Origin of the sequence: Mycolicibacterium helvum (assembly GCF_010731895.1) — a bacterium.
Lineage (GTDB): Bacteria > Actinomycetota > Actinomycetes > Mycobacteriales > Mycobacteriaceae > Mycobacterium > Mycobacterium helvum.
The window spans coordinates 6,122,462-6,135,782 of record NZ_AP022596.1; the positions used below are offsets into that span (position 1 = coordinate 6,122,462).

15 protein-coding genes are annotated in these 13,321 nt (G+C 67.4%); 4 read left to right on the forward strand and 11 right to left on the reverse strand.

The genetic code is table 11. The features are described 5' to 3' along the window. The 7 genes from mshC to G6N38_RS28855 form a co-directional block, all read right to left on the reverse strand. Window positions 1-1,239, reverse strand: coding sequence for a cysteine--1-D-myo-inosityl 2-amino-2-deoxy-alpha-D-glucopyranoside ligase (gene mshC, locus G6N38_RS28825; protein ID WP_163751496.1), 1,239 nt, complete (start codon window positions 1,237-1,239; stop codon window positions 1-3). Between the two features lie 112 nt (window positions 1,240-1,351). Then, window positions 1,352-2,143 (reverse strand): 3'(2'),5'-bisphosphate nucleotidase CysQ, encoded by a 792-nt coding sequence (locus tag G6N38_RS28830; protein WP_163751497.1) that lies wholly within the window; start codon window positions 2,141-2,143, stop codon window positions 1,352-1,354. Window positions 2,144-2,200: 57 nt separating this feature from the next. Further along, complete coding sequence (locus G6N38_RS28835) at window positions 2,201-3,019, reverse strand: Rv2133c family protein (protein ID WP_163751498.1); 819 nt, start codon at window positions 3,017-3,019, stop codon at window positions 2,201-2,203. Further along, window positions 3,016-3,600, reverse strand: coding sequence for an Rv2134c family protein (locus G6N38_RS28840; RefSeq protein ID WP_163751499.1), 585 nt, complete (start codon window positions 3,598-3,600; stop codon window positions 3,016-3,018). The genes G6N38_RS28835 and G6N38_RS28840 overlap by 4 nt, the downstream gene beginning before the upstream one ends. A gap of 59 nt (window positions 3,601-3,659) precedes the next feature. Beyond that, window positions 3,660-4,352, reverse strand: a complete 693-nt coding sequence (locus G6N38_RS28845; RefSeq protein WP_163751500.1) for a histidine phosphatase family protein — start codon at window positions 4,350-4,352, stop codon at window positions 3,660-3,662. Continuing rightward, window positions 4,349-5,182, reverse strand: a complete 834-nt coding sequence (locus G6N38_RS28850; protein WP_163752529.1) for an undecaprenyl-diphosphate phosphatase — start codon at window positions 5,180-5,182, stop codon at window positions 4,349-4,351. Before G6N38_RS28850 ends, G6N38_RS28845 begins: the two co-directional genes overlap by 4 nt. Window positions 5,183-5,222: 40 nt before the next feature. Beyond that, entirely contained in the window at window positions 5,223-5,528 is a 306-nt protein-coding gene (locus G6N38_RS28855; RefSeq protein WP_179968606.1) for a hypothetical protein, read from the reverse strand. Between the two features lie 147 nt (window positions 5,529-5,675). Between G6N38_RS28855 and G6N38_RS28860 the strand changes: the two genes are divergently transcribed. From G6N38_RS28860 to G6N38_RS28870, 3 genes are read left to right on the forward strand one after another with little or no spacing between them, the layout of a single operon-like run. Further along, the gene (locus tag G6N38_RS28860) at window positions 5,676-6,707 is read left to right on the forward strand and encodes a YncE family protein (protein ID WP_163751502.1); all 1,032 of its coding nucleotides are present in this window, start codon (window positions 5,676-5,678) and stop codon (window positions 6,705-6,707) included. Next, a complete protein-coding gene (locus tag G6N38_RS28865; protein WP_163751503.1) occupies window positions 6,704-6,958 on the forward strand; it encodes a DUF5703 family protein in 255 nt (84 codons plus the stop codon). The genes G6N38_RS28860 and G6N38_RS28865 overlap by 4 nt, the downstream gene beginning before the upstream one ends. Further along, window positions 6,958-8,052, forward strand: a complete 1,095-nt coding sequence (locus tag G6N38_RS28870) for a quinone-dependent dihydroorotate dehydrogenase (protein WP_163751504.1) — start codon at window positions 6,958-6,960, stop codon at window positions 8,050-8,052. Before G6N38_RS28865 ends, G6N38_RS28870 begins: the two co-directional genes overlap by 1 nt. Here the strand turns inward: G6N38_RS28870 and G6N38_RS28875 are convergent. The 4 genes from G6N38_RS28875 to G6N38_RS28890 all read right to left on the reverse strand — a co-directional run bounded on the left by G6N38_RS28875 (window position 8,010) and on the right by G6N38_RS28890 (window position 12,522). Further along, window positions 8,010-8,978 carry a hypothetical protein gene (locus G6N38_RS28875; protein ID WP_163751505.1) on the reverse strand — a complete coding sequence of 323 codons (969 nt, stop codon included), beginning with the start codon at window positions 8,976-8,978 and terminating at the stop codon, window positions 8,010-8,012. The genes G6N38_RS28870 and G6N38_RS28875 overlap by 43 nt on opposite strands. A gap of 71 nt (window positions 8,979-9,049) precedes the next feature. After that, the gene (locus G6N38_RS28880; RefSeq protein WP_407663028.1) at window positions 9,050-10,573 is read right to left on the reverse strand and encodes an alpha/beta hydrolase; all 1,524 of its coding nucleotides are present in this window, start codon (window positions 10,571-10,573) and stop codon (window positions 9,050-9,052) included. A 14-nt stretch (window positions 10,574-10,587) separates the two neighbouring features. After that, on the reverse strand, window positions 10,588-11,118 hold the full coding sequence (locus G6N38_RS28885; RefSeq protein WP_163751506.1) for a YbhB/YbcL family Raf kinase inhibitor-like protein: 531 nt from the start codon (window positions 11,116-11,118) through the stop codon (window positions 10,588-10,590). Window positions 11,119-11,142: 24 nt separating this feature from the next. Then, on the reverse strand, window positions 11,143-12,522 hold the full coding sequence (locus tag G6N38_RS28890) for a M20/M25/M40 family metallo-hydrolase (RefSeq protein WP_246227503.1): 1,380 nt from the start codon (window positions 12,520-12,522) through the stop codon (window positions 11,143-11,145). A gap of 141 nt (window positions 12,523-12,663) precedes the next feature. On the opposite strand from G6N38_RS28890, the gene G6N38_RS28895 reads away from it, so the two are divergent. Beyond that, complete coding sequence (locus G6N38_RS28895; RefSeq protein WP_163751508.1) at window positions 12,664-13,272, forward strand: sensor domain-containing protein; 609 nt, start codon at window positions 12,664-12,666, stop codon at window positions 13,270-13,272. The last annotated feature ends 49 nt before the right edge of the window (window positions 13,273-13,321 follow it).

The following is a 13,321-nucleotide window of genomic DNA, read 5'->3' on the forward strand; positions in this document are numbered from 1 at the left end:
CTACAGGGGAACACCCAGCAAAGCGTCGACCGCGGCCGCGACCGCGGCCGGGGCGGTGGCATCATGGCCGCCGTACTCCAGCGAGTCAGTGACCCAACCATCAATGGCGACAAGCGCTTTGGGAGTGTCCAGGTCGTCGGCGAGATATTGGCGCAGCCGCCCGATGACGTCGGCCGGATCCGGGCCGGCGGGCAGCGCGGCGGCGGCCCGCCAACGGTGCAGCCGCGCGTTGGCCTCGTCGAGCACCGCATCGCTCCAGGACCGGTCGCTGCGATAGTGCCCGGCCAGCAGGCCCAGCCGAATGGCAGCCGGGTCCACTCCCTGCGTACGTAGCCCGGATACCAGCACCAGGTTCCCGCGGCTCTTGGACATCTTGTGCCCGTCCCAGCCGATCATCCCCGCGTGCACGTAATGGCGCGCGAACCTGCGCTCGCCGGTGACACATTCGGCGTGCGCGGCGGAGAACTCGTGGTGCGGGAAGACCAGGTCGCTACCGCCACCCTGGACGTCGAACCCGAACCCGATGCGGTTCAACGCAATCGCCGCGCACTCGACATGCCAGCCCGGCCTACCCGCGCCGAACGGGGCCGGCCAGCTGGGCTCGTCGGGGCGGGCCGCCCGCCACAGCAGCGCGTCGAGGGGATCCGCCTTGCCCGCACGGTCCGGGTCACCACCACGCTCGGCGAACAGCCGCATCATGGTGTCGTGGTCGTAGCCCGACTCGTAGCCGAACTGCGTGGTCGCGTCGGCGCGATAGTAGATGTCTGGATACTCGGCGTCGTCGACCACGTAGGCCGCCCCGGACGCCAGCATCTTCTCGACCAACTCGACGACCTCGCCGGTGGTGTCGGTAGCCGCGACGTAGTCGTGCGGCGGTAACACCCGCAGCGCGGTCATGTCCTCGCGGAAGAGCTGGGTTTCCCTGGCGCCGAGTTCGCGCCAATCGATCCCGTCCCGATTCGCCCGCTCGAACAGCGGGTCATCGACATCGGTGATGTTCTGCACGTAGTGCACCCGGTGCCCGCCATCCAGCCAGATCCGGTGCACGAGGTCGAAGGCCAGATACGTCGCCGCGTGGCCGAGGTGCGTCGCGTCGTAGGGAGTGATCCCACAGACGTACATCGTCGCGGTCTCCCCCGGCGCGGTCGGGCGCACCTGCCGGTCGGCGGTGTCGTAGAGGCGCAGCGCCGGACCACGGCCGGGCAGCTGCGGGATATCGACGGCCGGCCACGACTGCATGGCGTCGACTCTAAGGGGTTCGCTGTTCACTGCACTCCGGGGTGGTGAGGGGACCGACCTTCTCGCCACACAGTGACAACGCGAAGACCCGATTGATTCCCTGGACAGAGCCTCAACTGGCCAGCCACATGGCATCGAGCAGCAGATCGGCCACTTCGGCCCGGCACATCAGCAGATCCGGTAGGTAGGGGTCGGGCTGGTTATAACGCAGGGGAGCTCCGTCGATGCGGGTCGCGTGCAGGCCCGCAGCCTGGAGTACGCCCGCCGGCGCGGCCGAGTCCCACTCCCATTGACCGCCGGCGTGGATGTAGGCGTCGGCGTCACCACGCACCACTGCCATGGCTTTCGCACCGGCCGAGCCGATCCGGATGAAGTCGATGTCGAGGCGATCGCGCAGCCGCCACAGCACCGCGGGCGGACGGTTGGAGCTGGCCGTGATCCGGATGGGCCCGGGCGACGGCGGCGGCGGGGCCGTCACGGTGTCCGAACGATAGACCTCGCCCATCGCCGGCAGCGCGACGGCAGCGTCGGTGATGCTGCCCTCCGGCCCTCCCCGGTCCGATGTCGCCGGCCCAGCGGCTCCGCTCCGCTGCCACAGCGCGATATGCACCGCCCAATCCTTCCGGCGTGGCATCGAGAACTCACGCGTCCCGTCGAGCGGGTCGATGATCCATACCCGATCGGCGTTGAGCCGCTTCAGATCGTCGTAGGCCTCTTCGGAGAGCACCGCGTCGCCCGGCCGCTCCGCACGCAGGCGGCGCAGTATCAGCGAGTTGGCGCGGATGTCACCGGCGTCGCCCAGCGCGGGCGGAAAGTCGAAACCGACCTCCTCACGCACCGACAGCAGCAGCCGGCCAGCCTCCTCGGCGAGCTCGGCGGCCAGCGCCGCATCGGTCATGCTCATCCCGCCAGTATCGCCGAATCATGATCAGTCCCGGCGGTCGCCCCGCGGGACGAGGCCTCAGAAGGCCGGCCAGGGAATCGGCCGGTGCCGATCGGGGCCGGGCATCACCGGCTCGCTCAGCAACGTGCGGATGCGTTTACGCAACGCGGCGACCTCGGCGGGGGTGATGTGTTCGCGCAGCTCATCGGCCAGCGGGCCGGCCAACTGCTCACCGAGGGCGGCGACCGACTTCAGCGTCTCATCGTCGATCGGCTTACCGGCCCAACCCCACAACACGGTGCGTAGCTTGTCCTGGACGTGCAGCGACACCCCGTGGTCGACGCCGTACACCCGGTTGTCGACGCCGGTCAGGATGTGACCGCCCTTACGGTCGGCGTTGTTGACGATCACGTCGAAGATCGCCATCCGCCGTAGCCGCTGATCGTCAGCGTGCACCAAGGTGACGTCGTTGCCGGCGTAGTCGTAGGCGTGCAGCACCGAAAGATAGCCTGGCGGAATCGAATCCGGCGGACACAGATCGACTAGATCAGGGCCGTCAGGTCGGGATTCATCACTATCGCCGGGCTGGTCGACCCACAGCTGCACCATGCCCGGGCCGGCCGGTCCGTCGCGAATAATGGTGTACGGCACGATGTTCCAGCCCAAAGCCGTCGACACCAGATAGGAACCAAGCTCACGGCCGGCCAGCGTGCCGTCCGGGAAATCCCACAGTGGCTGCTCACCGGCGACCGGCTTGTACACGCAGTGCACGACCTCGCCTGAGGACGTCGCCTCACAGAGGAAGGTGGCGTTGCTCGCCGAGCGGATACGCCCGATGAGCGTCAGTTCGCCGCAGCGCAACGCCTCGTGGGCCGACCCCTCGCCGGTGCCCGTCACGAGTCGAGATCGTCTTGGACCCCACCCAGTGCGCCACGCCGATAACCGTTGGTACGCACGCAGATGTGCCCCTCGGGATCGAGCGGCTCGTCACAGAGCGGGCAGGGCGGACGGCCAGCCGAGATCACGCGATGCGAGCGGGAGGCGAACTGCCGGGCCGACTCGGGAGTGAGGAAAACCCGCACCGCGTCCGGGCCTTCCTCGGCGTCATCGAGCACCACTGATGCATCGAATTCGGTTTCGGACACCGCCAGCAGCTCGACGACGACAGTCTGCGCCTCGGAATCCCAGCCCAGCCCCATCGTGCCGACTCGGAACTCCGCGTCGACCGGAGTGACCAGCGGGCTGAGGTCGTCGATATCAGTCTCCGGCGGCAGCGGCGTGCCGAATCGGCGGTTGATCTCGACCAGCAGCGCCCCGATCCGCTCGGCCAACACCGCGACCTGCTGTTTCTCCAAGATGACCGATATCACCCGGCTGTCGTGCACAGCCTGCAGGTAGAAGGTCCGGTTTCCGGGTTGCCCGACGGTCCCGGCGACGAATCGGTCGGGTGTGCGGAAGACGTGAATTGCGCGGGCCATGTTATTTCCAAAATACCGGCAGATGCAGCTGAGCCGTAATTCGGCGCGGGCAGGCGCAGTCAGTCCGTCGACCCGCCCACGACGGCGTCGTCGGTGGACGTGTCATCGGCAGCGGGTGGCGGTGCGGATAACGCCGATGCGAGTTCGGCTCCGGTGTGGTTGACGTGCACCACAAATGGGCGAATCGCTGTGTACCGGATCACGCTCATCGAGGCCGGGTCGGCGGTGATCCGCTGGAAGCTGTCCAGGTGGGTGCCGAGTGCGTCGGCGACGACGGCCTTGATCACGTCACCATGCGTACAGGCGATCCACAGCACGTCGTGACCGTGCTCATCGGCGAGTCGACGGTCATGTTCGCGAACTGCGGCCACCGCCCGCGCCTGCACCTGAGCCAGGCCCTCGCCGCCGGGGAAGACGGCCGCACTCGGCTGATGCTGCACCACCGACCACAGCGGTTCCTTCATCAGATCCTTGAGAGCGAGACCCGTCCACTGCCCGTAGTCCACCTCCGCGAGCCGCTCATCGATGACCGGCTCCAGACCGAGCTCGGCGGCCAGCGGCTCCACGGTGAGCCGGCAGCGCAACAGCGGGGACCGAACCACGGCCTTGATCGGCAGGCTCTTCACCCGCTCCACCAGCGCCCGCGCCTGACCTTGGCCCTTCTCGTCGAGTTCGACGCCCTCGGTGCGACCGGCCAGGGTGTGCGCGGTGTTGGACGTCGAACGGCCGTGCCGCAGCAAAATCACCGTCATGCAGCGGCCACCACGCCCGTCGCCAGCAGCGCCATCACCACCAGCGCCAGCACGACGCGGTAGCCAACAAACCAGTACATCGCGTGGTTGGCGACGAAGCGCAGCAGCCAGGCGATCGCCGCGTAGCCGACGACAAAGGTGATGATCACCGACACCAGCAGTTGCGGCCCGGTGGCGCTCATCCCTTCGGTCACCGGATGGAACGCGTCGGGTAGCGAAAACAGCCCCGAAGCCAGAACGGCCGGAATGCCAAGCAGGAAGCCGAATCTCGCCGCCAGCGGGCGGTCGAGGCCCAAGAACAGGCCGGCGCTGATGGTCGACCCGGACCGGGACACCCCGGGAATCAGGGCAAGACACTGGGCAACGCCCACGATCAGGCCGTCCTTCCAGGTCAATTGCTCGACTCGGCGGGTCTGCTTGCCGACGTACTCGGCGGCGGCGATCACAGCCGAGAACACCAGCATCGCGGTGGCGATCACCCAGAGATTGCGAATCTCAGAACGGATCGCGTCCTTGAACACCAGACCGAGCACGACAATCGGCAGGGTTCCGATGATGACGTACCAGCCCATGCGATAGTCGATGTTGTCCCGGTGAGCCTTGACGAACAGTCCGTTGAACCAAGCCTTGAGAATCCGCCCGATGTCACGCGCGAAATAGATCAACACGGCGGCCTCGGTACCCAGCTGGGACACCGCCGTGAATGACGCGCCGGCATCTGCCGAGAAGAAGACCCGGGAAACGATCGCGAGGTGGCTCGACGACGAGATCGGCAGGAACTCCGTCAGACCCTGAACAATCGACAGGACAACGACCTGTAACCACGACATCGGCTCCACGCCGCCGACCGTACTGGATAGACCTGGAACTTCAGCGCGCTGGGCGGGCCACCGGCTGGGCGGCCGCCACGGCATCACGCACGGCAGCAGTCAGGCTGCGCTCGTCGTCGACATCGAAGTCGGTGAGGCTGCGGGCTGCCGTCGCTACCACATCCTCTTCGTGCGGCACCGGACCCGCGAGACGCGGGTGGTAGACCTCAACGAGGAGCTGACCGCGGTGGACCTGGAAAGAAAAGCTGCGGCCATCGCCGAGGTGACCGAATCCACTGGCGAACACGCCAGTGGAAATGTCCTCGAGAGCAAACTCGCGCCTGTCGGACTCAGGAGTCACGGCCAACGTCATCAGGACACCATAACGCGAGTTACGGAAGGCGAGAAGACAATCGCATCAATTTGTCTCCGCCGCGCACGCCTAGACTTGCTGATCGACAGAAGGCGACTTGCTCGCCTGATCTTGAACACGTCCAGGGGCTACCCGTTGACAATGCTCGTAAACAGAGCCGGTTTGCGCAGGTCAGCCGCGGCGCTTCTGGCGTTCGCCGCCCTCACGGCCGGCTGCTCGTCGAATCCACTGACCGCGCCACCGCCGACCATCGAGCCGGCCGCACCGGCTTTGTCTCCCCCGCCGGCGACCCACCCGGCAGGCGAGATATTGCCGCTCGCCGGCCGCCCAGAAGCCGCGATCTTCGACGAACGCACCGGCTCACTGGCGGTCCTGGCCCCCGGAGCCGACCCGCAGTCACCGTCGACGCTGACCATCTTCGCCGTCTCGGGTGGCACCCGCGAGCTCACCCTGCCCGGCCCGGCAACCGCCTTGGCCGGTGACGGCCAGGGCGCGGCCTATCTGTCCGCCCGGGGTGGGTACTTCACCGTCGATCTGGCGGCAGGATCCGCCACACCGGTGTCGATCAACGAAGAGACCGACACCGACTTCACCGCGATCGCCCGGCGAGCCGACGGTCGCCTGGTCCTCGGCAGCGCCGACGGCACCGCCTACACCCTGGGTTCGGAGACGGCGGTGGCCGAGAAGGTGAAGATCTTCGCGCGCGTCGACGCGATCGTCACCGAAGGGAACAACGCCGTCGTCCTCGACCGCGGCCAAACGTCGGTGACATCGCTGAACAGCGACGGCCGCAGCCAGCAGGCGCTGCGCGCCGGCGAAGGGGCCACCACGTTGGCGGCTGACCCGATGGGCCGGGTGCTGGTGGCCGACACCCGCGGTGGCCAGCTGCTGGTGTTCGGTGTCGACCCGCTGATCGAGCGGCAGGCCTATCCGGTTCCGCAGGCACCGTATGGACTGGCCGGATCGCGGAATCTGGCGTGGGTTTCTCAGACCGCGGCGAATATGGTTGTTGGTTACGATTTAACGACTGGTATTCCCGTGGAAAAGGTGCGTTACCCGACCGTGCAGCAACCGAACTCGTTGGCTTTCGACGACACCTCCGACACGTTGTATGTCGTGTCGGCAACGGGTGCCGGCGTGCAGGTGATCCGCAACGCGGCCGGTGCCCGGTGAGCGCGGCACACCGGGCACGGATGCCGGCAAGCTGGGAAGTCGAGCTGTCCGACGACTACGAGCGGATCCCCCTGCGACTGCCGCCGGACGTGACCCGCGTCACCGCGTCGACGCGGCTGTCGATCGAGGCCGAATACCGCGGCTGGGAGCTGACCAGGGTGCGACTTTACACCGACGGAAGTCGACGAGTTCTCCTGCGGCGTAAGAAGTCTCGTCTCAACGGCCAGACCGCCGACCAGCCAGCGCTGTGATGTACGCAGCGCTGCGGCGGGCCTTCTTCCTGGTGCCTGCCGAACGTGTCCACACGCTGGTGTTCGGCGCGTTACGCGCCGCCACGGCCACCGAGTTGACCCGCAGGCCCCTGCGCCGCCGGCTCGCTCCGCAGGATCCGGTGCTGGCCAGCACGGTGTTCGGCGTGCGCTTCCCCGGCCCGCTCGGGCTGGCCGCCGGCTTCGACAAGGACGGCCTGGGCCTGAACACCTGGGAGACACTCGGGTTCGGCTACGCCGAGGTGGGCACCGTGACCGCCCAGCCGCAGCCGGGCAACCCGGCGCCGCGGCTGTTCCGCCTGCCCGAGGACCGTGCACTGCTCAACCGGATGGGGTTCAACAATCACGGCGCCGGGCAGCTGGCGCTGCAGCTGGCCCGCCACCATCCCGAGGCGCCCATCGGAGTGAACATCGGCAAGTCCAAGGTCACCCCACCGGAGCTGGCAGCCGACGATTACCGAGCCAGCGCACGGCTTCTCGGCCCGCTGGCCGACTACCTGGTGGTCAACGTCAGCTCCCCCAACACCCCCGGGCTGCGTGACCTGCAGGCGCAGGCATCGCTGCGGCCGATCCTGTCGGCTGTGCTGGCGGAAACCACCACCCCGGTGCTGGTGAAGATCGCACCCGATCTGTCCGACGAGGACGTCGACGCCGTCGCGGACCTGGCTGTGGAACTGGGGCTAGCCGGCATCGTGGCAACCAACACCACGATCTCGCGGGCCGGCCTGCGCACACCCGGTGTCGACGACCTCGGGCCCGGCGGGATCTCCGGCGCGCCGGTGGCGCGCCGCGCACTGGAGATCCTGCGCCGGCTGTACGGCCGCGTCGGCAGCGACCTGGTGTTGATCAGTGTCGGCGGGATCGAAACCGCCGACGACGCCTGGGAGCGCATCACCGCCGGGGCGTCACTGCTACAGGGCTATACCGGGTTCATCTACGGCGGTGGCTTGTGGGCCAAGCAGATTCATGACGGCATCGCCGCACGACTGCACGCAGGAGGCTTCAGTTCACTGAGCGAGGCGGTTGGGTCGGCTCACTGCGGCCGCAGTCCCAAGAATCCGCCGTCGGCGTCGTAGAGCAGGTCATAGTGGCCCAGCGCCCGCAGGCCAGTGTTCACGAACGTGCCGTTGGCCGCTCTCGCATGATGAACTCCGATCGGCGTCTGCGCGCCGCCGTCCCCTACCGCGAAGCTGTAGTGCACCTCGCCGACGTCGATGGTCATCGCGGTGCCGTCCGGCACCGCCCCGCTCGACGGCAGACCTTCACCCTCGACGATCATGTCCAACAGGCCGGTATCGATCAGAACCTTGCCGGAAAGAGCTGGGCCGGAACCTAACTGGAACCCACCCGCCGGAGTCAGCCAGTCGTTGTGGACGCCCTCGGCCGGCGCGCCGGCACTGGTCAGGTGCTGCATGGTCCACGCACCCGTGACGTTGGCCGCCGTGAGCCCCAGGGACAGACCGCCACGGCCGATGAGGTATCCGCGCCGCATCGTGCCTGCCGCCATCTCCGTCAGGTTCAGGAAGGGGTTGTAGGTGGGTGGCCGGTTCGGTCCACGGCCGAATCCGACGCCGAGCATGTGCGGGATCCCACCCGTGCAGCCACGCGAATTGACGCCATCACCAAGGCATTTGGAGCTGGTGACGGCAAGCACCGGCACGGTCGCATCCGCGGGCGCACCGGCGCCGGCGGCATTGACGGCCTGCGGGAACCGCACCGGCAGCCTCACCCACACCCCGGTCAGCTGCAGACCACTGGAACTGTAGGTCAGGCTCCCAGCCGGCGCGCCGGCCGGGATGTTCGGCACCTCAGAGGCCGGTACGACCACACCCACCGACCCGGTGTCCACGGTGAACGGTGACGCCGGTCCCCCATTCACCGACGCCTCGACTTTGAGCGTGCGCCTCAAGTTCGCGAAGTCCGGCGACCCGACCCACGGCACCGTATAGCTCTGGGTGAACGGGCTGTACGTCCCTACAGCCTGCGAGGTGGACGCTGGCACAGCGCTTGGGGCGCAACCACATCCGGCCACCAGTAACCCCGTCGACAACGCCGCAAGGATCGATCGCCTGGTCAGCACGTAGCGCCTTTCGGTGGCAGTGCGAGATTGATCAGATACGCCGCGGCGAACTTGTCGACACAGGTTTGGCCCTGAAACACCACCGTGTGTTGTGTGCCGTTGAACGTCAGCAACTCGCCGCCGAGCTCCTTGGCCAGCTCGACACCAGCCTGATACGGCGTCGCTGGGTCGTGAGTCGTGGATACCACCAATACCGGCGGTAAACCGGGCGCGCTGACCGTGTGTGGGCCGCTGGTCGGCGGAACCGGCCAGAACGCGCAGGAATCCAGCGGTGCGTTGCCGGTGAACGGCCCGTAGCTGTTAAACGGTGCCAGCTGCCGCGCCCGCCGGTCCTCGTCGATCGCCTTGGCTCGGTCGGTGTTGGGCGGCTGATCGACACAATTGACGGCGGTCAGAACATCGTTGGAGTTGGTGTAGTGCCCCTGTCCGTCGCGATTCCAGTATGCATCGGCCATTGCCAAGAGGGTGTCCCCACTACCGGTGGACAGCTCGGTCAGACCGTCGGTGAGTTGCGTCCACAGGCTGGGCGAATACATCGCCATGATCGTGGCGGTGATCGCGTCGCCATAACTCAATCCACGCGGGTCGTCGGTATGAACAGGCTTGGCCACCAAGGGATCCACTAGGTGGTGGTAGATGTCGACGGCCTTGGCCGGATCGGTGCCCAGCGGGCAGCGGGGATCCTTGGCGCAGTCGGCGGCGTAATCGTTGAAGGCCTTCTGAAAGGCCGCGTCCTGATCGAGATCGGCCTGGATCGGATCGGCATTCGGATCGACGGCGCCGTCAAGGATCATCGCGCGAACCTTGTCCGGGTAGGCCTCGGCGTACGCCGAACCGATCTCGGTGCCGTAGGAGTAGCCCAGGTAGGTCAGCTTGTCGTCGCCGAGCGCCGCGCGCAGCCGATCGAGGTCTCTGGCGACGTTGACCGTGCCCATGTTGGCCAGGAAGTCCGTGCCCACCTTGTCGACGCACCGTTTGGCCATCTGTTTCTCGAGGTTCTCGATGTGCGCGACACCCGCCGGGCTGTAGTCGACCTGCGGGTCGGCGCGGTATGCATCGTTGTCCGCATCGGAGTTACACCACAGCGCCGGCAGCGACGACCCGACACCCCTGGGGTCGAAACCGACAAAGTCGAACCGCTGACGGATCTCCGGGGGCAGCGACGTCACCAAATCCATCGCCGCGTCCACCCCGGACTCACCTGGCCCACCGGGATTGACGACCAGCGAGCCGATCTTCTGCCCCGTGGCCGGAAAACGGACGAGTGCCAGGTGAGCCGACGGGCCGTCGGCTTTGGAATAGTCGACGGGTACCTCGATCTCGCCGCATTGTGCGCCGGCGGGTATATGCGAGGCGTCACCGCCACCCACAACGCGGCACGGCGACCACGCCACCGGCGCGGGCTGCCCCATCGGCGGCCCCATCGGCGTCGGCAGTCCCGCAACCGATGTGCTGCAGCCGGCTATCAGCACGGCCCCAACAGCCGCCCCGATACGTGCGACGCGGTGACCGCCGATGCGCGCCAAGGTGGTCAGTTCTGCTCGTAGGTACCGTGAATGACCGCGCGGGCAATCGAGTTCATGAAAAGGTTGAACCCGAGATAGGCCGGGCTGGCGTCCTCGGAGAGCTCCAGCTTCTCCACCTTCACCGCGTGCACGGCGACGTAGTAACGGTGGTAGCCGTGCCCGGCCGGCGGGGCGGCGCCCAGGAAGCGGCGGATACCGGCGTCGTTGACGAGCGTCACGGCGTCGCCGGGCAGCACCGAGCCGTCACCGACACCGGCCGGCAGATCGGTGACGGTGGCAGGCAGGTTGGCCACCGCCCAGTGCCAGAAGCCGGACGCGGTGGGGGCGTCCGGGTCGTAGACGGTGACCGCGAAGCTGCGGGTCTGTTCCGGGAAGCCCGACCAGCTCAGCTGTGGGGAGACATCCTCGCCGCCGGCGCCCATGATCCCGCTGACCTGAGCATTGTTCAGCGGTTGGCCGTCGGTGATGTCGGTGCTGGTCAGCGTGAAACTGGGGAGCTGCGGCAGAAACTCGTACGGGTTGTAGGGAAATGCCATGTGATGGGCTTCCTTTCGGTTTTGTCAGCAGTTCTTCAAGAAGTGCTCAAGCACGCGGACGCCGAAATGCAGTGCGTCCACGGGTACTCGCTCGTCGACGCCGTGGAACAGCGCCGCGAAGTCCAGCTCCGGCGGCAGCCGCAGTGGGATGAATCCGAAGCAGCGGATACCAAGGCGGGCAAAGGCTTTCGCATCGGTCCCACCGGACAGCATGTAGGGCACGGTCCGAGCTTCCGGGTCGACGGCCAGCAGTGCCTCATTCATCGCGCCGACGAGGTCGCCGTCGAACGTCGTCTCGTAGGACGGCAGGTCACGTTCCCAGGACCGGGTGACGTCGGGACCGATGAGTTCGTCGATCTCCCGTTCGAAGGCTTCCTTGCGCCCCGGCAGCACCCGGCAGTCGATGACGGCCTCGGCGGTCTGCGGGATGACATTGGCCTTGTAGCCGGCCTTGAGCATGGTGGGGTTGGCGGTGTCGCGCAGAGTCGCACTGACGATGCGGGCGATACCGCCGAGCTTGGCGATCGTGCCTTCGAGATCCGGCGAGGCCGGGTCGAAGCTGTAGCCGGTCTCCTCGGCGACCGCGGTGAGGAACTGTTCCACGGATTCGCTTAACACCAGCGGGAATTGGTGACGCCCCAATCGGGCAACGGCCTCGGCGACGGCGGTCACGGCGTTGTCGTCATGCACCATCGAGCCGTGGCCGGCGCGGCCGCGGGCGGTCAGCCGCATCCAGGACAACCCTTTTTCCGCGGTCTCGATCAGGTAGAGCCGGCGCTCCCCACCGTCCTTGTGCGGCACCGTGAGCGAGAAGCCACCCACCTCGCCGATGGCCTCGGTGATGCCCTCGAACAGGTCGGGCCGGTTGTCCACGAGCCACTGTGCGCCGTAGGTGCCACCGTGCTCCTCGTCGGCGACGAAGGCGAAAACCAGATCACGCGGGGGCACGATGCCCGCCCGCTTGAATCCCCTGGCGACCGCGATCATCATGCCGCACATGTCCTTCATATCGACCGCGCCGCGGCCCCAGACATAGCCGTCGGCGACGGCGCCGGAGAAGGGATGCACGCTCCAGTCCGCCGGTTCGGCGGGGACGACGTCGAGGTGGCCGTGGATCAGCAGCGCACCGCGGCTGCGGTCAGCACCGGGAAGGCGGGCGAAGACGTTCCCGCGACCCGGCGCGCCGGACTCGACGTACTCCGTGGCATACCCGACCGCGGACAGCTGTTCGGCAACCCAGAGCGCACACTCTGCCTCGCCCTTGGTGGTCGCCAGCTCACCGGTGTTGGAGGTGTCGAACCGGATCAGGGCGCTGACGAGATCGACGACCTCGTCGACGGGTTGAGTCACAGTCCCCCTTCCTACCACTGGCGCGGCACGCCCGTGGGCGCGGAGGTCGGGCATTATCACAAGTTTCCCTTCAACCACTCGCGCAACACGCCGATATAGGGTTTGATTTACCGGGTGACCCCCCGCCTCCCTGTGCTCGCAACGGCGCTGTGCCTCACGGTCAGTGGCTGCTCAGCCGTCACGACAGGGACCGCGATGCCCGCCGGAAAAGTGCCACTGACCAGCCCCGATGCTCTACCGACCCTGCTGTTGTCGGCTCCCGACGTGGGTGCGGCACTGTCCAGCGACGACGTCGTCGTCACCACCGACGTCAACAAGGCCTGGAACGACAGCGCCCACTTCGCCGACGTGAACTGCCTGGCCATCGCCGGTGCGGCCCAACAGGGCGTCTATGCGAGCAGCGGATCGACGGCCGTGCACGGCCAGGTGCTACGGGATCCGCCGACCGCGCCGGAGTGGTCGCACTACGCCGTACAGGCGGTGGTGGCCTTCCCCAGCGCCCAGGCCGCCGCGGATTTCTTCACTGCCTCGCAGCGCGGCTGGGCAGCCTGCTCCAACCGCGAACTGAACTACGCCCAGCCGATCGGGCCTCCCCAGGTGTGGTCGGTCGGCCAGACCAGCACCAGCAATGACGTGTTGGCGGTCTCGCGGGTGCAGCAGAGCCCGCAGCGCTGGGCCTGCCAGCGGGCGTTGACCGTGCACAGCAATGTCGCGGTGGACGTCGAGGCGTGCAGCCTCGACGGCCCGACGGCGGCGGCCAGCGCGATCGCCGGCCAGATCGCCGGACGGCTGCCGAGCGCCTAGTTTGGGTGCCCCACGCGAGCCGTGCGGGCGCATTTGGGACTCGGGTCAC